Source organism: Azospirillum doebereinerae (genome assembly GCF_003989665.1).
Classification (GTDB): domain Bacteria; phylum Pseudomonadota; class Alphaproteobacteria; order Azospirillales; family Azospirillaceae; genus Azospirillum; species Azospirillum doebereinerae.
The window spans coordinates 95,633-115,592 of the sequence record NZ_RZIJ01000010.1 but is presented as its reverse complement, the minus strand read 5'-3'; the positions used below and the strand labels follow the sequence as shown (position 1 = coordinate 115,592).

Here is a 19,960-nt window from a genome sequence, read left to right as displayed (position 1 = left end):
GGATTGGAACCGGCGGGTTCCGGTTTTGGGAGGTCGGGGGAGAGGCTTACGCCGCCGAGGACAAAATGTCGCGCAGGATCGTCGGCGACACCGGTTTGTGCAGCAGGCGGTGACCGCTGCGCTGCACCTCGGCGATGCGGGCCGGGTCGGTGTCGCCGGTCAGCACCACGGCGGGCACCCGCACGCCGCACACCCCGTAGATGTCGCGGATCGCCTGCACGCCGGTCCGCCCCTCGCGCAGGCGGTAGTCGGCGACGATCATCGCCGGACGCTGGCCGATGTTCAGCAGCGTGTCGATGGCCTCGTCGGCCGACACCGCCGCGACCACGTCGTAGCCCCATTCCTCCAGCATCGCGCGCATGCTGAGCAGGATGATGGTGTCGTCCTCGACGATGACGATCAGGCCCTTGCCGCGCGGGCGTTCGATGGCGGCGCGCGCCGGCTTGGGGATCGGGCGCGGGGCCGCCGACGGCAGGTCGACCAGGAAGGCGCTGCCCCGGCCCGGTTCCGACCGCAGGGTCACCGTGTGGCCGAGCAGGCCCGCCAGCCGCTTCACGATGGCCAGCCCGAGGCCGAGGCCCTTGCGGCGGTCGCGCTCGGGGTTGGCGAGCTGGGTGAACTCCTGGAAGATGTCCTGGGTTTTGTCGGCGGGGATGCCGATGCCCTGGTCGTAGACGGCCAGCCGCACCGAGCCGTTCCGCCGCCGGCAGCCGAGCAGGATCGTGCCCTTTTCCGAATAGCGGATGGCGTTCTCGATCAGGTTGCGCAGGATGCGCTCGACCAGCGCCGGGTCGCTGCTGGTCCAGGCGGCGGTCGGCACGTGGCGCAGCCGCAGGCCGGCTTCCGAGGCGCGGATGGCGTATTCCTCGGCCAGCCGGTCGAGCAGGGGGCCGAGCGCGAATTCGGTGACGCTCGGCTTCACCACCCCGGCGTCGAGCCGCGACACGTCCAGCAGGCTGTCCAGCATCACCCGAAGTCCGTTCAGGGATTCGCTCATGCTCGCCAGCAGCGGCGCGGTCGGGTGGCCGTCCAGCTTGTCGGAGAGGGCGTGGGCGAAGAAGAACAGCGATTGCAGCGGCTGGCGCAGATCGTGGCTGGCGGCGGCGAGGAACTTGGTCTTGGCGCGGTCGGCGCGCTCCGCCGCGCTCTGCGCGCGCAGCGCCTCCTCGCGCGCGGCCTCGGCCTCGTCGCGGGCGCGCAGGATGGTGTCCTCCGCCGCCTTGCGGGCTGTGATGTCGCGCATGATGCCGGTGAAGAGGCGTCGCTTCCCCGCCCGCCATTCCGCCACCGACAGGTCGAGCGGGAAGGTGCTGCCGTCCTTGCGCCGGCCCTCCACCTCGCGGCCGACGCCGATGATGTGGCGTTCGCCGGTGCGGTGGTAACGGGACAGGTAACCGTCATGGGCGGTCTGGTAGGGCTCCGGCATCAGCATGGAGACGTTGCGGCCGACGGCCTCGTCGGCGGTGTAGCCGAAGGTGCGCTCGGCGGCGCGGTTGTAGGATTCGATGAGACCGCGCTCGTCGATCACGACGATGGGGTCCACCGCGCTGTCGACGATGGCGCGGTAACGCGCGTCCTGCTCCGCCGTCTTCTCCGCCTGCCGCTGGCGGGTCAGCAGCGAGGAGGCCAACGCCAGGGTCAGCAGCAGCAGCGTCCCGGCCCCGGTCAGCGCCGCCAGCAGGGACGAGGACAGGGCCGGCATCGCGCCGTGTTCGGCCATCGCGTCATGGGCGACCTCGGCTTCCATTCCAGCGGCGGCCATGCCGGTGTAGTGCATGGCGACCACGCCCAGCCCCAGTAGGACGGCGCCGGCCGCGCGCTCCAGGGGGCGGGTGGTGCGGAAGGCGAGCCACAGGGCGGCGGTCGAGGCCGCGATGGCGATGGCGACCGAAGCCGCGACAAGCGCCGTGTCGTAGGACAAGCGAGCCTCCATACGCAGACCGGCCATGCCCACATAGTGCATGCCGACGATTCCAAGCCCGGTCATGGTGCCGGCGGCCGGCAGGACCAGGCCGTGTGGGCGGTTGTGTGCCATGGCGAACAGCCCCGCCCCCGACATGATCACGGCCAGCGCGAAGGACAGGACCGTCAGGCCGGCGTCGTAGCCGACGGCGGTCTCCATCCGGTAGGCCAGCATCCCGATGAAATGCATCGACCAGATGCCGGCCCCCAACGCCAGCGCCGCTCCGGTCATCCACAGCCCGCCGCCCTGCCGGATGGCGCGGGCGTGGTGGGCGAGGTCCAGCGCCACGTAGCCGCCGAACACGGCGACGGCGTAGGACAGGGCGACGAGGAGAGGGTCGTAATGGCCGGGCACGGGGGGTGTATCGCCAAGTTGTCGGGGTTGAACTGGATGGGGGAGAGTTCTCCCCAACGTAATGACAATTTGGGCGAGCGTGCCATCCTCACCAATCTGACGAAAGGCCCCCCTTCGTGGTAGAAAACGACCTAAGACGTATGTGTGGGCATAGCCGATGAGCGAAAGCGTCCCCCTTTTCCGCTCCGTCCTGCGCCGGGTGCTGCGCCCGCTGGTGACGGTTCTGGCGCTCGCGTATTTCCTGATCGACGCGCTGGTCTACTGGGTGGTGCGCCCCTTTGCCCGCTGGATCGGGCGGCTGCCGGTGTTCGGGCGCGTGGCCGGTTGGGCGGCCGGGTTGCGGCCCTATCCGGCGTTGCTGCTGGTCCTGCTGCCGCTGGCCATCCTGGAACCGGCCAAGCCGGTCGCGGCCTGGCTGTTCGCCACCGGACGGCCGTGGCCGGCGCTGCTGGTGCTGGGTGGGGCGGAGCTGGTCAAGCTCACGCTGGTCGAGCGGCTGTTCCACCTGACGCGGCCCAAGCTGCTGACCATCCCCTGGTTCGCCTGGATCTATGCGCGCGCGGTCCGCGGGCTCGACTGGCTGAAGGCGCTGCCGCCCTGGCAGGCCGTCCGCCGTGCCGCCCGGCGGTTGCGTGAGGCGGGGCGACGGGTCGCGGCGTTGGTGAGGGGATGGCATGCGGGAGGCCGATAAGCACCACCCCCACCTTGCCGATGCGCATTCCCGTCACCATACTCGCGGCTCGCCTGTGCTTCCCAAGCGTTGCGTGTGCGTGGTTTCGGTTCCGGAGGACAAGGGTTTGAGCGGTCGCGTCGTGTCGGTGGTGCTGGCGGGGTTCCTTGCCCTGGCGGCACCCGCAGTGCTGGCGGCCGATAAGCCCGCTCCCTCCGTGGCGGAGCTGACCCCGCCGTCGCCGCCCAAGCTGTCCAAGAGCTTGAGCGATTGCGAGGCGGCGGAGCAAGGCGACGCCAACGCCGCCTTCCGGCTGGCCCGCCGCTACCTGTTCGGCGTCGGCGTCCGCAAGAACCAGCGGCTCGGCACCGCGTGGATGCGTGCGGCGGCCTCGCGCGGGCACGCCGACGCGCGCCGCCTCGCGAACTACATCCCCGGCCGCATGGGCCGCATCCGCCCCTGGTGCCGCCCCGGCGCCGGTCCGGTGCGCGCGCTGTCCGCGCCGCCGGCCGAGATCGTCAGGCTGGTCCAGACCATCGCGCCCAAGCACGGCGTCGATCCGGCGCTGGTGCTGGCGGTGATCCAGGCGGAAAGCGCCTTCCGCACCAACGCGGTGTCGCCCAAGGACGCGGCCGGGCTGATGCAGCTGATCCCCGACACCGCCGACCGCTTCGGCGTCGGCGACGTCTTCGATCCGGCGCAGAACATCACCGGCGGAGTGAGGTATCTGCGCTGGCTGCTGGCTTATTTCCAGGGCGACGTCAATCTGGCGCTGGCCGGCTACAACGCCGGGGAGCGCGCGGTGGACCGCTACAAGGGCATCCCGCCCTACGAGGAAACCCGCAACTACGTGCGCATCATCCGCCGCCTCTACGACGCCGACCGCCACCCCTACGACGGGAGCGCCGCTGGAGAAACCTCGCCGCTCTTCGCCGCCGCCCCCGCTGGGGAGTTGCCACGCCCGGCCAAATCGCCGAAAAAGGGGTGAGCGGACCGCCCGCGAGCCGACCGCCCGGATCAGGAGACCCCGTCCCGTGCCGATGTCCGAACGCAGCTTTCTCGGCCTCAGCGCCGCCGGTTTCCATCCGGTGGCCTATACGCAGTGGGGGCGCGACGACGCGGCGCGCACCGTCGTCTGCGTCCACGGCCTGACCCGCAACGGGCGCGATTTCGATCCGCTGGCCCTGGCGCTCGCCGGCCAGCGCCGGGTCGCCTGCCCGGACGTGGTGGGGCGCGGGCGCAGCGGCTGGCTGCCGGTGCCGGCGCTCTACGGCTACCCGCAATACTGCGCCGACATGACCGCCCTGATCGCCCGGCTGGGGGTGGAGGAGGTCGACTGGGTCGGCACCTCGATGGGCGGGCTGATCGGCATGACGCTGGCGGCGCAGCCCAACAGCCCGATCCGCCGGATGGTGATCAATGACGTCGGCCCCTTCATCGCCAAGGCCGGGTTGCAGCGCATCGCCGATTACGTCGGCAAGGATCCGGTCTTCGAGGATCTGGCCGCCGTCGAATCCTACCTGCGCTTCGTTCTGATGGGCTTCGGGCGGCTGTCGGACTCCTGCTGGCGCCACATGGCCGAGCACAGCGCGCGCCGCCGCCCCGATGGGCGCTACGGCCTCGCCTACGACCCCGGCATCGCCGAGGCGTTCAAGAACCAGCCGATGGACGACGTGGATTTGTGGGCGGTGTGGGACCGCATCCAATGCCCGGTCCTGGTGCTGCGTGGCGCCGATTCCGACCTGCTGACCGCCGAGACCGCCGAGGAGATGACCCGGCGAGGTCCCGGCGCCAAGGGCAACGTCCGGGTGGTCGAGTTTCCCCACACCGGCCACGCCCCGGCCCTGATGAGCGAGGACCAGATCGCCGTCGTCCGCGATTTCCTTCTGGACGCCTGAGGGCGCGACGCCGATGCGCGCGCTTCTGCTCGCCCTGCTGGTCGGGGTGGCGGCGGGACCGGCCGCCGCCCAGGATCACCGCGCCGCCCCCCGCGTGGACGCGCTCGACTGGCTGGCGGGCGAACCGATGACCCTGCTGGATTGGGGGATCGCCCGGCTGCGCGGCGATCTCGATTACGCGGCGGCGGAGGCCGCGCAGGGCGGGCGCTCGACGCTGGCCCGCAGCGGGGCGTTCTACCGCCCGCAGGACCGCCGCATCGTCGCCTACGCCAATTTCGTGGAGCCGGCCGCCAACCGGACCGAGGCGGTCTGCGTCGAGTTGTTCGGCCGGGTCGCCGGGGCGCTGGTGCGCGGCGCGCCGCAGGGCTCGGGCGGCGCGAGCTGGTATCTGGAAAGCGTGTTCGGCCACGAGGCGCGCGGCGCCAACCGCCCGCCGGAGCTGGGCGAGCAGATGGCCGACCGCGTCGCCTTGCAGGTCACGCTCGGCGCGCGGGCGCCCGACGCCTTCGAGGATCCCCGCCGGGTCACCTGCACCGGGCGCCTCGACTCGCCGCCCGCCGGCATCGCCCTGCGCGTGGAGGGCTGACGGCGGCGCGGCGGCGGCTTATAAGACCAATCATGACCGACGATCCGACCGCCATGCCCACGACCGACTCCGCCGCCCCGATTGCCGTACCGGCGCCCATGCCGGCCCCCGTGCCGGCTTTCGACCCGCACGCCCTGCCGCCGCTGCGCGACGTGATCGCGCGGTTCGAGCTGGGGGCGAAGAAGTCGCTCGGGCAGAACTTCCTGCTCGACCTGAACCTGACCGGGCGGATCGCGCGCTCGGCCGGGCCGATGAAGGGCGTGTCCATCATCGAGGTCGGCCCCGGCCCCGGCGGCCTGACCCGCGCGTTGCTCACCACCGACGCGCCGAAGGTGATCGCCATCGAGCGCGACCGCCGCTTCATCGAGGCGCTTCAGGACGTGGTCGACGCCGCCGGCGGCCGCCTGAGCATCGTCGAGGCCGACGCGCTGACCGTCGATCCGGAAACATTGGCCCCGGCCCCGCGCGCCATCGTCGCCAACCTGCCCTACAACGTGGCGACGCCGTTGCTGCTCGGCTGGCTGGCCCGCATCGACGCCTATGTCAGCCTGACGCTGATGTTCCAGCGGGAGGTCGCCGACCGGCTGGTCGCCGAACCCGGCAGCAAGGCCTACGGTCGCCTGTCGGTGATCACCCAGTGGCGGTCCGACGCGCGGGTGCTGTTCAACCTGCCGCCGCGCGCCTTCACGCCGCCGCCCAAGGTCGAATCCACCGTCGTGCACCTGACCCCGCGCGCCAACCCGGAGCCGGCGGACTGGAAGACCCTGGAAAAGGTGACCGCCGCCGCCTTCGGCCAGCGCCGCAAGATGCTGCGGCAGAGCCTGAAGTCGCTGGGCAACGCCGAGGCCCTGCTGGAGGAGGTCGGCATCGCCCCGACCGCGCGGGCCGAGGAGATCGACGTCGCCGGCTTCGCGGCGCTCGCCCGCGCCCACCGCGCGCGGGAAGCGCTCGCGGGGGAGGCGACGCCCCCGGCATGACGACGATCCGCGTTACCCCCCGCATCAGCCTGGACGAAAGCGAACTCCAGGAGGAGTTCGTCCGCGCCTCCGGACCGGGGGGCCAGCACGTCAACAAGACGGATTCGGCGGTCCAACTGCGCTTCGACGTGGCCGCGTCGCCGAACATCCCGGACGACGTGAAGGCCCGGCTGGCCCGGCTGGCCGGGTCGCGGATGACGGCGGCGGGTGTCCTGATCATCGCTGGGGACCGCTACCGCAGCCAGCTCCGCAACCGCGAGGACGTGCGGGAGCGTCTGATCGACCTGATCCGCGACGCCTCGATCCCGCCCAAGACCCGCCGCGCGACCAAGCCGACCTTCGGATCGAAGCAGCGGCGGCTGGAGGGCAAGGCCAAGCGCTCGGAGGTCAAGCAGGGCCGCCGCTCCGGCCCCAGCGACGACTGAGGCCGTCCACGTTCATCCCCGCACGGTCATCCGGTACAGGTGCCACGTCGCGTGGCCCAGCACCGGCATGACGACCGCCAGCCCGACGAAGGCCGGCAGGCAGCCGAGCGCTAGTGCGCCGACCACGATCATGCCCCACAGCGCCATCGTCCCCGGATTGGCCATCACCGCGCGCACCGAGGTCTGCATGGCGATGACCCAGTCGACCTCGCGGTCGAGCATCATCGGGAAGGACACGACGCTGAGAGCCAGCGCGACCGCGCCGAAGAGCAGTCCGACCGCGTTGCCCAGCACGATCATTTGCCAGCCTTCCGGCGTCGCGAACAGCAGGCGGACGAACTCGCTGGCCGAGGCGGGGTGAAGCGTGCCCAGCGTCGTGTCGTAGACCAACTGCGCCGCCCCCAGCCACAGCAGGAACAGCGTCAGCATCAGCAGCCCCAGCGCCGCGATGGACCAGATCGCCCGCGACCGCAAGACGTCCAGCGTGTTGAGCCAGGACACCGGCTCCTCCCGCTCGCGGCGGCGGCTCAGCTCGTACAGGCCGACGGCTGCGATCGGGCCGACGAAGGCCAGCCCGGCGACCATCGGGTAGAGCAGCGGCAGCATGTCGCCGCCATAGGCCACCCGCCCGGCCACGAGGCCGACCAGCGGGTAGATGATGCCGAGGAACAGCAGCTGCGTCGGGGACGCCATGAAATCGCGCCAGCCCATCGCCAGGGCGTCGCGCAGATCCCGCGCGTCGATCCTGCGCACCATGGGGGTGGTGGGGACCATCACCATGTCGGCCATGCTGCGCTGGCTCGGCATGTGGGGCATGGACCATCGTTGTGCCATCGTCCGACCTCCGTCATCCCGACCGCGGGCCGCAGCGTCGGCGGGGCGCGATGGGGTGTGCATGCGGTGTCGCGAGGGGGCCGATCCGGCGGTCGTTTCAGGGCCGGCGCGACGCCCGGCCGTCCGCGTGCGAAAGGATGGATCGAACCACGATCCCGACCAGCCTACACCCGCTCCGCTCCGCACCGCAGCCCATAACGTTCGCATACAACCAATGCGTAGGGCGAACAAATGGCGGACGGACTCCTTGGGGGTGGGGCGGGTTTCAACGGCCCGAAGCCTCCCCATGTGTGCACGGGCCACAGGTTCATGGGCATTCGGCCATGGGCTAAGGAACGGCCCCCGGCAAGGAAGGGAACGATGGGCAATCTGAGCAAGGTTCTGGGCGTCATCCTGGCCAACGGGCTGGCCGGCCGCACGGGGCGGGGACCGGCCTTCGCCGCCGCGATGCCTCTGCTTATGGGCAAGAAGGGGAAGAAGAAAGGCTATCACGGGCACGGCATCCCGCACGCGCCGGCCGGTGGCATGGGCTTGTTCCAGAAGGCCGGGCTCGCCTCGCTCGCCTATCTGGCCTATCGCGCCTATCAGGACGGCCAGAAGGGCGCGGCGCCGTCGTCCCATCCCTCCACCCCATCGACCGGTTTCCCGACGGCCGGTTCGGCGGGCGGGCCGCTGGGGGGCATCCTCGACCGGCTCGGCCTTGGTGGCGTGCTCGGCGGAGGGGCCGCGTCCGGGGGAGGGGGGGCCTTGGGAGGCGTTCTGGGCGGAATCGCCGGCGGGGCGGCGGGCGGTCTCGGCGACCGGCTGGCCGGCGTGCTGCGCGGCGGCACACCGGAACCCGACCTCGGCGACGCCAAGGCCTTGCTGCTGATCCGCGCGATGATCGCGGCGGCCAACGCCGATGGACGGATATCGTCGGACGAGCAGCACCGGATCCTCGGCAGCCTCGACGCCGCCCAGGCCGATCCGGAGGACCGCCGCATCGTCGAGGCCGAACTGCGCTCTCCAAAGCCGATGGACGAGGTGGTCCGCGCGGTGCGCGATCCCGAGACGGCCGAACAGGTCTATCTGGCCTCCGAACTGGCGGTGCGCGGCGGCAGCGAGGTGGATCGCCAGTATCTGTCCTACCTCGCCTCCCGCCTGGGCCTGTCGGAGGAACGCCGCCGCGAACTGGACTCGATGGTTTAGGAGCGCCGGGGCCCGCGATTGCGGCTAGCGGTGGGCCTGTTCGATTACCAACGTGGCCCGCGTCAGCTTCTCGGCCAGCGTCGTCGACAGCAGGCGGTGGAAGACGAAGGCCAGTTCGGCGTCCTCGCGCTCCAGCCGGGCCAGCGTGGCGGCGGTCAGGCGGTAGATGACCGAGGGTTCGTCGACCACCACGTCGGCGATGCGCCGCTGGCCGAGCAGCAGCGCGATCTCGCCGACCACGGCGCCGCCGGTCATCGTGCGGAGCCGCAGCCGCTGGCCGTCGGGCCGGGTGGTCTGGACCTTCACGCGGCCCCGGCCGATGATGAACACGTCGCTGGCCGTCTCGCCGGCCTGGATCAGCACCGTCTCCGGCATCAGCCGAAGCTCGTCCAGCGCCGCCACCGCGTCGGCGAGCCGCGCGTGTGGGCCGAGGGCCTCTTCCAGATGGCGGATCAGCGCGCCATCGGGCGGGGGTAGGGGGGCCGTCGCCAGCAGGCCGTTCTCGCAATGCTCCAGGGCGTGGTCGATGTCGATGACGCGCGCCAGCGCCGGGTCGCTCTCCAGATCCAGCTCGGTCAGGGCCAGCGCCGCGGCGACCTTGGGCGGCAGGCCGCTGAGGAGCAGACGGACGCCCGCCGTGGCGGTCAGGTTGCGGATCCGGGTGAAGCCGCTCGCCGCCGCCGAATCCATGCCTTTGATGTGGGCGAAATCGACGATCAGAAAGCGGAGCGGCGGCGCCCCGGCGTCGGACAGGCGCCGGCGCACATGGTGGACGATCTGCTCGGCGGTGCCGAAGAACAGATAGCCCTGAAGCTGCAGGATCTCGATGGCGCCGCCGGCCTCTGTCAGATGGTGCATCGCCGCCGGGGAGCGGTCGACCCGGCTGCGCAGCGCGTGGCCGGTGGTGCTCGATCGGATGACGGGCAGGCGGGCGTAGGTGTAGACGAACATCGCCAGCGACACGGCCAGCCCCAGCGCCAGCCCCTCGATGAAGCCGACGACGGCGATGGCGACCAGCACCGCCAGCACGATCAGCCAGTCCCCGCGCGGCAGCCGCTTGCGCGAGGCCACCGCCCATTCCAGCAGCAACTCGATGCCGAGGAACAGGATCAGCCCGGCGGTGAGGAAGACCGGCGTGTTGGCCACCAGCCAGCCGGCGAAGAACAGCCCGAGCCCGATGACGGCGGCGGTGGCGATTCCGGCCCAGCGGTCGGCGGCGCCGAGCCGGCCGGCGAGCAGCGTCATGCCGAGCCCGACGAAGCCGGATGGCCCGCCGAACAGCCCGGCGATCAGGTTGGCGCTTCCGGTGACGCGAAGCTCGGCGTTGGCGTCGATGTCGTGGCCGTTGGCCAGTTCGATCCCGCTGCTGTTGAGAAGCAGTCCGACGAGGCCGAGAACCGCCACCGACAGGATCGCCGGGGCCGCCGCCAGCACCCGCGACCAGTCGGCCGTCGCGACGATTTCCGTCGGCCACGGCAGGCTGACCGCGCCGGCGCCGGACACCGTCGGCAACCATTCCCAGGCGCGGGCTTGGTCGGGGGTGATTCCCAGAACGGCGAGCGCCGCGTGGAAGGCGAGGGCGGCCCCGACCAGCACGGCCGGCAGGGCGAAGGGCGGGGCGTTGCGGCGCAGGACCACGACCAGCAGGGCGGCGAGGAGGGCCGCCGGCGCCAGCTTGGCCAGGGTCGGCGGATTCGCCAGGGATCCCAGGTTGGCGAGCGGCGCGTGCTCGCCGGTCAGCATGGTCAGCCCGCCTTCCACCAGCAGCCAGCCCGATCCGGCGAGAAAGCCGGCGACGACCGGGTAGGGAAAGAAGCGGACGAGGGTTCCCAGCCGCAGCCGTCCGACCAGCCAGAACAGGGCGCCGGTGACCAGCGTGCTGGTTCCCAGGATCGCCAGCGCGGTCGCGACCCGGACCGCGTCGGGGGCGTCCGGTGTGTCGGCCGCCATCGCCGCGACGGTCGAAGCGAGCACGGCGACGCCGGTCTCCTGAACCAGGGCGACGGTGTTGGGCTGCGTGCTGCGCAGTCCGACCAGCAGGGCGAGGATCGCCGCGCTCAACAGCACGACGCCGACGCCCAGCCCCAGCCCGGAGGCCAGCGGGCCGGAAAACAACAACGCGGCGATCGCCAGCCCGTTTCCGAGATTGTCGATCCCGGCGACGAGCCCGATCATGCCGGAGGCCAGGATGGCGTTGCCGCGCAACGGCGTCTTCTGATTCTTTGTCATGCTGCTGTGGGGCACGCTGTCCGGTGGTCCGCGCCGTTTCCACGGAGCGGCACGTGGGCCTTGCCGGGTCCTCGGCGGTGGGTTGACCTTTGCGGCATAGTGACCGCAAGCGGGGCGTTGGAAGCAAGCTGAAATGGCAGGAACTCCCACCTTCCCAACGCGGCATTGCGAACCCGTCCGAACATGGCGGCGAAGGGCGCTTCAGCCGCTTTGCGCCCGTCCCGTCGCGGCCGGGGTGCGCCACCTCCCCCCATTGAAAATCACCCCGCTTTCCGTCTACGGTCGCGCGACCCTTCGGAGCGAGTGTATGCGCGATATCACCCCCATCACGGTCGCCCCCGGCGACGGCATCGGCCCCGAGATCATGGACGCGGTGCTTTATGTGATGAACGCGGCCGGCGCGCGGCTGAAGGTGGAGGAGGTGCCGGCCGGCGAGGCCGTCTACCGGCGCGGCCACGCGGGCGGGCTCGACGCCGCCGGCTGGGGATCGATCCGCCGCACGCGGGTCTTCCTCAAGGGGCCGATCACGACGCCGCAGGGTTATGGCAACAAGTCGCTGAACGTCACGGCGCGCACCACGCTGGGGCTGTTCGCCAACGTGCGCCCTTGTGTCGCGTACCACCCCTACGTCCGCACGCGCCACCCGCGCATGGACGTGGTGATCATCCGCGAGAACGAGGAGGATCTCTACGCCGGCATCGAGCACCGCCAGACCGACGAGGTGATCCAGTCGGTCAAGCTGATCTCGCGGCCGGGGTCGGAGCGCATCGTCCGCTACGCCTTCGACTACGCCCGGTCCAACCACCGGCAGAAGGTGACGGCCTTCGTCAAGGACAACGTCATGAAGATGACGGACGGGCTGTTCCTGAAGATCTTCTACGAGTTGGCCGCCGAGTATCCGGAGATCAAGGCCGACCACATGATCGTCGACATCGGCGCCGCCCGTCTGGCCGACCAGCCGGAGCGCTTCGACGTGATCGTCACGCTGAACCTCTACGGCGACATCGTGTCGGACATCGCCGCGCAGATCACCGGGTCGGTCGGGCTGGCGGGCTCCGCCAACATCGGCGAGACCTGCGCCATGTTCGAGGCGATCCATGGCTCCGCCCCGATGATCGCGGGGCAGGGGACCGCCAACCCCTCCGGCCTGCTGATGGCCGCCGTGATGATGCTGGTCCACATCGGGCAGGGCGACATCGCCGCGCGCATCCACAACGCGTGGCTCAAGACCATCGAGGACGGCGTTCACACCGCCGACATCTTCGCGCGCGGCATCGGCCGCGTCCGCGTCGGCACCCGTGCCTTCGCCGACGCGGTGGTCGAGCGGCTGGGCCAGATGCCGGTCACCATGCCGACCGTCGGCTACACCACCGCGCGTCCCGCCTATGACGGCGTCAACCGGCTGTCGCCCCGCCGCATCGCGGTGAAGGAGTTGGTCGGGGTGGACGTCTTCCTGCAATGGTCGGGCGGGGTGCCCAACGATCTGGCCGATCTGGTCGGGCCGCTTTCGACCGAGGCGCTGACGCTGACCAGCATCTCCAACCGTTCGCAGCGGGTCTGGCCGGACGGCAATCTGGACGTCTTCTGCACCGATCACTGGCGCTGCCGGTTCCAGGCGCTGGGCGGGCCGGTCAAGCATGGCGCCATCGTGGAACTGCTGAGCCGTCTGGCGGAGGCCGGGATCGACTTCACCCAGACCGAGAACCTCTGCAACTTCGACGGCAAGGCCGGCTTCTCGACGCCAGGGTAAGAATCCGATCGCGGGAATAAACGGGAGGGGCCGAGCGTCATGACCGGTGAAGACGCCCCCGATGGACCCGACATGACCGGCCCCAGCCCCGACGATCACCGGATCGGTCACCAAATCGACGACCGCGCCATCGCCGCGCATGTGCCCCGGCTGCGGCGCTACGCCACCGCGCTCGTCGGCAACCGCCCCGACGCCGACGACCTCGTGCAGGATTGCGTGGAGAAGGCGCTGGCCAACCGCCACGCCCTGCGCGACCCGTCGCGGCTCGGCGGCTGGCTGATGTCGATCCTGCACAACCTCCACATCTCGGGCCTGCGCGGACGGCGGCGGCGCGGAGCGGAAATTCCGGTCGAGGAACTGGCCGACGATCTGGCGCTCAGCGCCCCGCCGGCCGACCGGGGGGCGGTGCGGGACTTCGTCCGCGCCTTCGGGCAGTTGACCGACGAGCACCGCACGGTGCTGCTGCTGACCGGCATGGAGGGGCTGTCCTACCGCGAGACGGCGGAGGTGCTGGAACTGCCCATCGGCACCGTGATGTCACGGTTGGCGCGGGCGCGCGAACGGTTGAGGGTCCTGCTCGACGGCGGTGCGGAGCAGGCGGTGAGGAGGATCAAGTGATGACGACCGGCGCCAACGGCCCCCAGACTCCCGTGACCGAGGCCGACCTGCACGCTTGGCTCGACGGTGAACTGCCCGAGGAGCGGCGCGCCTCCGTCGAACGCCACCTCGCCGACCACCCGGAGGAAGCCCGGCGCATCGAGCGCTACCGCGCCCAGCGCGCGTTGCTGTCGCACAGCTTCGGCCCGCTGATCGACCAGCCGGTTCCCGACCGCCTGACCCCGCCCTTCGAAGCCCGTGCGTCCCTGCCCGTAGGGACCGGGCGGCTGCGGTTCTGGGCAATGGCGCTGGCGGCGTCCCTGCTGGTCTTCCTGGCCGGTGGGGCGGGCGGCTGGCTGCTGCGCGACCGCGCGGGTCTGCGCGGCGATCCCCCCACCGCCGCCTTCATCGCCGACGCCGTCGCCGCGCACCGGGTCTTCACCGTCGAGGTCCGCCACCCCATCGAGATCGGCGTCGACCAGGAGGCGCATCTGGTCGCTTGGCTGTCCAAGCGGATCGGCAAGCCGATGCGCTGTCCCAAGGTGACCCGAGGCGGCTATGCGCTGATGGGGGGACGGCTGCTCGCCGACGCCGACGGGCCGGTAGCGCTTTATATGTATGAGGATGCGGCCGGACGCCGCATAACCCTCTACATCCGGCCCAGCCCGAACACGGCGGGGACCGCCTTCCGCTTCGCCCAGGACGGATCCTTGCGGGCTTTGTACTGGCGTGACAACGGCTTGGCCTTGGCCGTGACCGGCGATCTCGATCGGGCTACCCTTTCCGGAATTGCCGAGGAGGTGTATGGTGCCCTGAACTCCTGACGGGGCACCCCCGGACTTATGCACAGGATTGTTGTCGCGAGCCTCTATCGTTTGCGGCGTTCATCTGGTAGGTTCCTCCTCGGCTGGCACAAAATGTTGCGGCTTATGGAAAACGGCGTCAGACCGCGACCACGAGCCAAGCAGCGGCACCGGATCGGGAGTACACGGGGATGAGTTGGACGGACGAGCGGATTCAACAGCTCAAGGATCTGTGGTCCCAGGGGTTGAGCGCGAGCGAGATCGCCGACACTCTGGGTGACATCAGCCGCAACGCGGTGATCGGCAAGGCGCACCGCCTGGGGTTGTCGGGCCGTCCCTCGCCCATCAAGAAGAAGCCCACGCGCGGGGCAACCATCCTGGCGCTGACCGAGCGCATGTGCAAATGGCCGGTCGGCGACCCCAAGCACCAGGATTTCCATTTCTGCGGCAAGACCTCGCTCAGCGGTCTGCCCTATTGCGCGGAACACGCCGCCTTGGCTTACCAGCCGACCGGCACCAGCAAGAAGCGCGAAGAGGAACGGGTTCGGAACGTCGGCGCCGCCTGACCGGCTGCCCGTTTCCTTCCCGCCCGAACGCCGAAAGCAAAAGCGGAAAAGCCCTTCTCTCGGGGGAGAGAAGGGCTTTTCCGCTTTTTGCGCGTTCAGTAATCCTGCGCGTCGTGCTTCAGCCGCACCAGTTGCCCCGACAGAAGCGATAGGATCAACTGCACCACCGTCTCGTGGACGATGAGGGTGTGGTGGTTGTCGGAGTCCAGCATCTCCCGCCGCAGCGCCTCGCGCACGGCGGGAACGCCGGTGACGTCGATCAGGATGTCGAGCCGGTCGCCCAGCCGGGCCAGCTCCATGAAATCGGTGGTGGTCGCGACGCCGCGCTCGCGGGCCAGACGCGCGCCCGGTGCTTCGGCGTCGAGGTCGGCCACGCCCAGCAACTCGACGAAGGGGGCGTCCAGCAGCGTGCGCAGCAAGGGCGTGCCGGTCTCGCCGGCGCCGATGACGGCGACGCGGAACAGGTCGTTGGGCATGGGGTCGTTTCCTCCCGGATTTTTCCGAAAATTGGGCAACAAAAAAAGCGGGAAGCCGAAGCTTCCCGCTCGAACCCTAGCCGACCCGGCGCCCGGTTTGACCCGGACGCGGCGTCGCACCCATGCCTTTTACGGCAAGGTTACTGCCAGGCGGCCATCTTCTTCTGAAGATTGTCCGACAGCTTGTCGAGGAACTGCTTGGTCGTCAGCCACGGCTGTTGCGGGCCGATGAGGATCGCCAGATCCTTGGTCATGTAGCCGGACTCGACGGTCTCGACGCAGACACGCTCCAGCGTCTCGGCGAACTTGATCACGTCGGGGGTGTTGTCGAACTTGCCGCGATAGGCCAGGCCCTGGGTCCAGGCGTAGATCGAGGCGATCGGGTTCGTCGACGTCTCCTTGCCCTTCTGGTGCTCGCGGTAGTGGCGGGTCACCGTGCCGTGGGCGGCTTCGGCCTCGACGGTCTTGCCGTCCGGCGTCACCAGCACCGAGGTCATCAGGCCGAGCGAGCCGAAGCCCTGCGCCACCACGTCGGACTCCACGTCGCCGTCGTAGTTCTTGCAGGCCCAGACGAAGCCGCCTTCCCACTTCAGCGCCGAGGCGACCATGTCGTCGATCAGGCGATGCTCGTAGACGATGCCCTTGGCCTTGAACTGCTCGGCGTAGGTCTCGTCGAAGATCTGCTGGAAGATGTCCTTGAAGCGGCCGTCATAGGCCTTCAGGATCGTGTTCTTCGTCGACAGATACACCGAGTAGCCGCGCTCCAGCCCGTACATGAAGCTGGAATGGGCGAAGCCCTGGATTGAGTCGTCGAGGTTGTACATGCCCATCGCCACGCCGGCGCTCGGGTAGTCGAAGACCTCGTGCTCGATCGTCTGGCCGCCGTCGGCGGCTTCCCACTTGATCGTCATCTTGCCGGGACCCGGCACGACGAAGTCGGTCGCCTTGTACTGGTCGCCGAAGGCGTGGCGGCCGATGATGATCGGCTTGGTCCAGCCCGGCACGTAGCGCGGAACGTTGGAGCAGACGATCGGCTCACGGAACACGGTGCCGCCCAGGATGTTGCGGATGGTGCCGTTCGGCGACTTCCACATCTTCTTGAGGTTGAACTCCGTCACCCGCGCCTCGTCCGGGGTGATGGTCGCGCACTTCACGCCGACGCCGTACTGCTGGATCGCCTTGGCCGATTCGACGGTGACCTTGTCGTCGGTCGCATCGCGGTTCTCGACGCTCAGGTCGTAGTATTTCAGATCGATGTCGAGGTAGGGCAGGATCAGCTTGTCTTTGATGAACTGCCAGATGATGCGCGTCATCTCGTCGCCGTCGAGTTCGACGACCGGATTGGCGACCTTGATCTTGGACATGGGTGCGAGATCTCCCCGAACGGGTAAGGGCGTTGTGTTTCCTTCGATGCCGGGCGCGTCATCCAGCGGGCGCTTGTTGCCGGGAAACCGCGCGAGGACGGTCTCCCGGTACCCCGGGCGGAAATTAATCGCGGTTATATAGCACTGCCCCGTCACGGAAAGGAAGGCGCGGCGGACCGCACGGCTTCAATGTCGCATAAGCATGGCTGGATTGCGGTGGTTTCAGATGGCCGACTCCGTCGAACGCGCGCCGTGGACCGGGGGGGACGCGGCCAGCGCCAGCTCCCGTTCGGCGTGGACCATGTAGTCCCGCACCAGCGGCACCGCTCCCAGGGAGCGGGCAAGCTGGATCTGGAACACCATGTGGCCCTGGGTGCGGAAGCTCAACTCGGCTCCGGCCAGATAGAACTCCCACATCCGGCAGAAGCGCTCGTCGTAGAGCGCCCGCGCCTCGTCGCGCCGGGCCTCGAAGCGGTTGCGCCAGTGGCGCAGGGTCTCGGCGTAGTGCAGGCGCAGGATCTCCACGTCGGTGGAGAGCAGACCCGACGATTCGACGACCGGCAGCACCTCCGACAGGGCGGGAGAGTAGCCGCCGGGGAAGATGTACTTGCGCATCCACGGGTTGGTCGCGCCGGGGCCGTCCAGCCGGCCGATGGAATGGAGCAGCGCGACTCCGTTCTCCGTCAGCAGCGCGCGCACCGCGTCGAAATAGGCGCGGTAGTGGGGCAGACCGACATGCTCGAACATGCCGACCGAGACGATGCGGTCGAAGCGCTCGGTGTTGCTGGCCGCCAGTTCGCGGTAGTCGCGCAGCTCGAAGGTCACGCGGTCGGACAGGCCGGCCGCCTCGGCCCGCTCGCGGGCGACGGCGAGTTGCTCGGAGGACAGGGTGATGCCGGTGACCCGCGCGCCGGTGGTCCGCGCGAGGTACAGCGCCATGCCGCCCCAGCCGCAGCCGATGTCGAGCACGCGCATCCCCGGCACCAGCAGCAGCTTGGCGGCGATGTGGCGCTTCTTGGCCTCCTGCGCCTCGTCCAGCGTCATCGCCGGGTCGGCGAAATAGGCGCAGGAGTACTGCATGTCGCGGTCAAGGAAGAGTTCGTAGAAGCGGCGCGACAGGTCGTAGTGGTGCTCGACGTTGCGGCGCGAGCGCTGCATCGGGTTGTGCTGCTGGAGGCGGCGCAGGGCGGGGGACAGCGTCTCCAGGACACGCCCCAGGGCGCCCTGCACGGTGCTGTCGGTCATCAGCAGCGACAGCATGTCGTAGATCGTCCCGCCCTTGATGGACAGACGCCCGTCCATGTAGGCTTCGCCGAAGCGCAGGCGCGGGTTCATCAGCAGGTCGCGCGCCACCCCTGGATCGTGCAGCCACAGCGTCAGGGCCGGAACCCCGGCCGGGCCGAGGCGCCGGCGACGGCCGTCGGCGGTGACGAGGTCGAGCGATCCGCCACCGATGGCGGCGCCGAGCAGGCGGGCGAGCAGCATGCCGAAATCCTCACGCGATATCCGTTCAAGCATGGCGCGCGGGAAAAGCGGAAGGCAACCCGCCGGTAGGTCAGACTTGCTAACCCATTCGGGCGAGTACGGAGGTAGGCCAACCGGCCCATAAGCCGGACCCCGAATGCGAAAAACCGCCCGATCCCGGTCTGGGATGGGCGGTTTCTCGGACGAGCGACGCTCACCCCCGACCGAAGCCGGAGCCGAGCGGCCGAAAAGGCGATCAGGCCTCTTCGTCTTCCTCGGTCGCGGTGTTCTGGACGTAGGTGTCTTCCTCGTCCTCTTCGTCGCGCAGGTCGGCGGCGGTGACCATGCCACCGCGCTGGGCCTGCAGCTCCGACTCTTCCTGCGAACGGGCGATGTTGACCGTCACGCTGATCGAGACTTCCGGATGCAGGACGACACGGACCTTGGACAGGCCCAGCGTCTTGATCGGGTTCTCGATCACGACCTGCTTGCGGTCGGTCTTGTAGCCGGCCGCGTCGAGCGCGTCGGCGATGTCGCGGTTGTTCACCGAACCATACAGGACGCCGGTCTCGGCGGCCTGACGGATCACGACGACCGTGACACCGTCCATCTTGGCGGCGACTTCCTGGGCGTCCTTGCGGCGCTCCAGGTTGACGGCCTCAAGGTGGGCCTTCTGCTTCTCGAAGACGGTCAGGTTCGCCTTGGTGGCGCGCATGGCCTTCTTCTGCGGCAGCAGATAGTTGCGGGCGAAGCCCGGCTTGACGTTGACGACCTGGCCCATCTGGCCGAGTTTCTCGACCCGCTCCAGCAGAATAACTTCCATCACTCGTCCTCCTGACCGGGGGCGGCACGGGTAAACCGGCGGCGCAGCCCGATCCATTGCTCGATCATGCCCAGGCCGACCAAAAGCAGGATCGGCCACCCGAAGAGAAACAGCACCATGTAGAACCCGACGATGATCGGCGTGCGCGCCGATCGGCTCCGGGCCGTCACATGAACCACCGAAAGCCCGGCAAAGGCGAACGGCACCGCCAGGATCAGCGCGACGTTGACCGCCAGGAACCCAAAGGTGTCCGGCAGGACGCTCGCTCCCAGCAACGCCGCGAGAAAGGCGGGAACCAGCCAGCGCGGCAGCTCCAGCTCGGCCAACCGCATGGGCGGACGCTTGTTGCGGCCGAACCGCATCAAGGCGCCCTGCGCCAGGGCCCCGTTGACGATCGTCATGATGACCCACGAGATCGCCACCAGCCCCGGCAGGGCCGCCGCCATCCAAATCTCCTCCGGACCCGGGGCCGACTGGCCCTGCGCGCGGAACAGAGGCTCGGCCACGCGGGCCAGCATCCGGCGCACCACGCCCTCCAGCCCGCCGGGCTGGTCGAACGTCAGGATCACGGCGGCGAGGACGGCCACCACACCCAGTCCGGTCAGGCCCATCAGGACCCGGCCGGGCGGATACCATTCCAGGCTCCCGTCGCCCGACACCCGCGCCAGCAGCGATTGCCGCACCACCAGGACGGCCGGAAGCGCTCCGGTCATCAGATAGGCGAGCGACACCAGCCAGCTTCCGGATGTCCCGGCCATCACCGCGACGGTCCCCGCCAGACCGGCGAAGAGCACCGCGGGCGTCCCCAGCCACAATCCCGCAAGGAACAGCGGCAGGGGAGCGAGATAGCCGAGGATCAGCGTTCCGAACCCGCCGAACATGACCGACAGGTAGAAGAACGCGCTGACCAGACCGCCACCGACGGCGACAACCAGCGGAGCGGCCAGACCGGCGGCCATGGGAACCCTTTCGAACCTATTGCCTGAACCTTCG

At 69.7% G+C, this 19,960-nt stretch carries 19 protein-coding genes; 11 read left to right on the top strand and 8 right to left on the bottom strand.

The annotated features are described in order from the left end of the window. Positions 1-46 precede the first annotated feature (46 nt). Positions 47-2,317 (bottom strand): hybrid sensor histidine kinase/response regulator, encoded by a 2,271-nt coding sequence (locus tag EJ913_RS14460; RefSeq protein WP_126999019.1) that lies wholly within the window; start codon positions 2,315-2,317, stop codon positions 47-49. 157 nt (positions 2,318-2,474) lie between these two features. On the opposite strand from EJ913_RS14460, the gene EJ913_RS14455 reads away from it, so the two are divergent. The 6 genes from EJ913_RS14455 (at position 2,475) to arfB (ending at position 6,873) form a co-directional block, all read left to right on the top strand. Further along, positions 2,475-3,008 carry a hypothetical protein gene (locus EJ913_RS14455; RefSeq protein ID WP_126999017.1) on the top strand — a complete coding sequence of 178 codons (534 nt, stop codon included), beginning with the start codon at positions 2,475-2,477 and terminating at the stop codon, positions 3,006-3,008. Positions 3,009-3,114: 106 nt separating this feature from the next. Further along, positions 3,115-3,975 carry a lytic transglycosylase domain-containing protein gene (locus tag EJ913_RS14450; RefSeq protein ID WP_244939356.1) on the top strand — a complete coding sequence of 287 codons (861 nt, stop codon included), beginning with the start codon at positions 3,115-3,117 and terminating at the stop codon, positions 3,973-3,975. 46 nt (positions 3,976-4,021) lie between these two features. Beyond that, positions 4,022-4,885 carry an alpha/beta fold hydrolase gene (locus EJ913_RS14445; RefSeq protein WP_126999013.1) on the top strand — a complete coding sequence of 288 codons (864 nt, stop codon included), beginning with the start codon at positions 4,022-4,024 and terminating at the stop codon, positions 4,883-4,885. A gap of 13 nt (positions 4,886-4,898) precedes the next feature. Then, positions 4,899-5,471 carry a hypothetical protein gene (locus tag EJ913_RS14440; protein ID WP_126999011.1) on the top strand — a complete coding sequence of 191 codons (573 nt, stop codon included), beginning with the start codon at positions 4,899-4,901 and terminating at the stop codon, positions 5,469-5,471. A 98-nt stretch (positions 5,472-5,569) separates the two neighbouring features. Further along, entirely contained in the window at positions 5,570-6,448 is an 879-nt protein-coding gene (gene rsmA / locus EJ913_RS14435; RefSeq protein ID WP_126999193.1) for a 16S rRNA (adenine(1518)-N(6)/adenine(1519)-N(6))-dimethyltransferase RsmA, read from the top strand. Then, a complete protein-coding gene (arfB, locus tag EJ913_RS14430) occupies positions 6,445-6,873 on the top strand; it encodes an alternative ribosome rescue aminoacyl-tRNA hydrolase ArfB (protein ID WP_126999009.1) in 429 nt (142 codons plus the stop codon). The genes rsmA and arfB overlap by 4 nt, the downstream gene beginning before the upstream one ends. Before the next feature lie 12 nt (positions 6,874-6,885). Here arfB and EJ913_RS14425 read toward each other — a convergent pair whose 3' ends face one another. Further along, entirely contained in the window at positions 6,886-7,689 is an 804-nt protein-coding gene (locus EJ913_RS14425; RefSeq protein WP_238520964.1) for a DUF2189 domain-containing protein, read from the bottom strand. A gap of 378 nt (positions 7,690-8,067) precedes the next feature. On the opposite strand from EJ913_RS14425, the gene EJ913_RS14420 reads away from it, so the two are divergent. Continuing rightward, complete coding sequence (locus tag EJ913_RS14420; protein ID WP_126999007.1) at positions 8,068-8,895, top strand: tellurite resistance TerB family protein; 828 nt, start codon at positions 8,068-8,070, stop codon at positions 8,893-8,895. Positions 8,896-8,919: 24 nt separating this feature from the next. Here EJ913_RS14420 and EJ913_RS14415 read toward each other — a convergent pair whose 3' ends face one another. Further along, positions 8,920-11,124: a SulP family inorganic anion transporter gene (locus EJ913_RS14415; protein ID WP_126999005.1), complete on the bottom strand. Its 2,205-nt coding sequence runs from the start codon at positions 11,122-11,124 to the stop codon at positions 8,920-8,922. Between the two features lie 307 nt (positions 11,125-11,431). Here EJ913_RS14415 and EJ913_RS14410 point away from each other — a divergent pair, with 307 nt between their 5' ends. The 4 genes from EJ913_RS14410 to EJ913_RS14395 all read left to right on the top strand — a co-directional run bounded on the left by EJ913_RS14410 (position 11,432) and on the right by EJ913_RS14395 (position 14,840). Beyond that, on the top strand, positions 11,432-12,874 hold the full coding sequence (locus tag EJ913_RS14410) for an NADP-dependent isocitrate dehydrogenase (RefSeq protein ID WP_185909779.1): 1,443 nt from the start codon (positions 11,432-11,434) through the stop codon (positions 12,872-12,874). A gap of 39 nt (positions 12,875-12,913) precedes the next feature. Next, positions 12,914-13,492 carry an RNA polymerase sigma factor gene (locus tag EJ913_RS14405; protein WP_238520967.1) on the top strand — a complete coding sequence of 193 codons (579 nt, stop codon included), beginning with the start codon at positions 12,914-12,916 and terminating at the stop codon, positions 13,490-13,492. Beyond that, complete coding sequence (locus tag EJ913_RS14400; RefSeq protein WP_126999003.1) at positions 13,492-14,295, top strand: anti-sigma factor family protein; 804 nt, start codon at positions 13,492-13,494, stop codon at positions 14,293-14,295. The genes EJ913_RS14405 and EJ913_RS14400 overlap by 1 nt, the downstream gene beginning before the upstream one ends. A gap of 170 nt (positions 14,296-14,465) precedes the next feature. Further along, positions 14,466-14,840, top strand: a complete 375-nt coding sequence (locus EJ913_RS14395) for a GcrA family cell cycle regulator (protein WP_126999001.1) — start codon at positions 14,466-14,468, stop codon at positions 14,838-14,840. Between the two features lie 95 nt (positions 14,841-14,935). Here EJ913_RS14395 and EJ913_RS14390 read toward each other — a convergent pair whose 3' ends face one another. The 5 genes from EJ913_RS14390 to EJ913_RS14370 form a co-directional block, all read right to left on the bottom strand. Then, positions 14,936-15,316 (bottom strand): oxidoreductase, encoded by a 381-nt coding sequence (locus EJ913_RS14390; protein WP_126998999.1) that lies wholly within the window; start codon positions 15,314-15,316, stop codon positions 14,936-14,938. Between the two features lie 140 nt (positions 15,317-15,456). Next, complete coding sequence (locus tag EJ913_RS14385; RefSeq protein WP_126998997.1) at positions 15,457-16,680, bottom strand: NADP-dependent isocitrate dehydrogenase; 1,224 nt, start codon at positions 16,678-16,680, stop codon at positions 15,457-15,459. Positions 16,681-16,902: 222 nt separating this feature from the next. Further along, positions 16,903-18,165 carry an SAM-dependent methyltransferase gene (locus tag EJ913_RS14380; protein WP_126998995.1) on the bottom strand — a complete coding sequence of 421 codons (1,263 nt, stop codon included), beginning with the start codon at positions 18,163-18,165 and terminating at the stop codon, positions 16,903-16,905. Positions 18,166-18,400: 235 nt separating this feature from the next. Then, positions 18,401-18,967, bottom strand: a complete 567-nt coding sequence (gene rplI, locus EJ913_RS14375) for a 50S ribosomal protein L9 (RefSeq protein WP_126998993.1) — start codon at positions 18,965-18,967, stop codon at positions 18,401-18,403. Then, the gene (locus tag EJ913_RS14370; protein WP_126998991.1) at positions 18,967-19,926 is read right to left on the bottom strand and encodes a YybS family protein; all 960 of its coding nucleotides are present in this window, start codon (positions 19,924-19,926) and stop codon (positions 18,967-18,969) included. The genes rplI and EJ913_RS14370 overlap by 1 nt, the downstream gene beginning before the upstream one ends. Positions 19,927-19,960: the final 34 nt, after the last annotated feature.

What these genes read in the sequence shown, in the direction of transcription:
- EJ913_RS14455 (WP_126999017.1), top strand. Translation starts at nt 2,475, where the DNA reads ATGAGCGAAAGCGTCCCCCTTTTCCGCTCCGTCCTGCGCCGGGTGCTG.
- EJ913_RS14405 (WP_238520967.1), top strand. Translation starts at nt 12,914, where the DNA reads ATGACCGGTGAAGACGCCCCCGATGGACCCGACATGACCGGCCCCAGC.
- arfB (WP_126999009.1), top strand. Translation starts at nt 6,445, where the DNA reads ATGACGACGATCCGCGTTACCCCCCGCATCAGCCTGGACGAAAGCGAA.
- EJ913_RS14400 (WP_126999003.1), top strand. Translation starts at nt 13,492, where the DNA reads ATGACGACCGGCGCCAACGGCCCCCAGACTCCCGTGACCGAGGCCGAC.
- EJ913_RS14395 (WP_126999001.1), top strand. Translation starts at nt 14,466, where the DNA reads ATGAGTTGGACGGACGAGCGGATTCAACAGCTCAAGGATCTGTGGTCC.
- EJ913_RS14380 (WP_126998995.1), bottom strand. Translation starts at nt 18,165, where the DNA reads ATGCTGCTCGCCCGCCTGCTCGGCGCCGCCATCGGTGGCGGATCGCTC.
- rsmA (WP_126999193.1), top strand. Translation starts at nt 5,570, where the DNA reads ATGCCGGCCCCCGTGCCGGCTTTCGACCCGCACGCCCTGCCGCCGCTG.
- EJ913_RS14370 (WP_126998991.1), bottom strand. Translation starts at nt 19,926, where the DNA reads ATGGCCGCCGGTCTGGCCGCTCCGCTGGTTGTCGCCGTCGGTGGCGGT.
- EJ913_RS14440 (WP_126999011.1), top strand. Translation starts at nt 4,899, where the DNA reads ATGCGCGCGCTTCTGCTCGCCCTGCTGGTCGGGGTGGCGGCGGGACCG.
- EJ913_RS14420 (WP_126999007.1), top strand. Translation starts at nt 8,068, where the DNA reads ATGGGCAATCTGAGCAAGGTTCTGGGCGTCATCCTGGCCAACGGGCTG.
- rplI (WP_126998993.1), bottom strand. Translation starts at nt 18,967, where the DNA reads ATGGAAGTTATTCTGCTGGAGCGGGTCGAGAAACTCGGCCAGATGGGC.
- EJ913_RS14410 (WP_185909779.1), top strand. Translation starts at nt 11,432, where the DNA reads ATGCGCGATATCACCCCCATCACGGTCGCCCCCGGCGACGGCATCGGC.
- EJ913_RS14390 (WP_126998999.1), bottom strand. Translation starts at nt 15,316, where the DNA reads ATGCCCAACGACCTGTTCCGCGTCGCCGTCATCGGCGCCGGCGAGACC.
- EJ913_RS14385 (WP_126998997.1), bottom strand. Translation starts at nt 16,680, where the DNA reads ATGTCCAAGATCAAGGTCGCCAATCCGGTCGTCGAACTCGACGGCGAC.
- EJ913_RS14415 (WP_126999005.1), bottom strand. Translation starts at nt 11,124, where the DNA reads ATGACAAAGAATCAGAAGACGCCGTTGCGCGGCAACGCCATCCTGGCC.
- EJ913_RS14425 (WP_238520964.1), bottom strand. Translation starts at nt 7,689, where the DNA reads ATGCCCCACATGCCGAGCCAGCGCAGCATGGCCGACATGGTGATGGTC.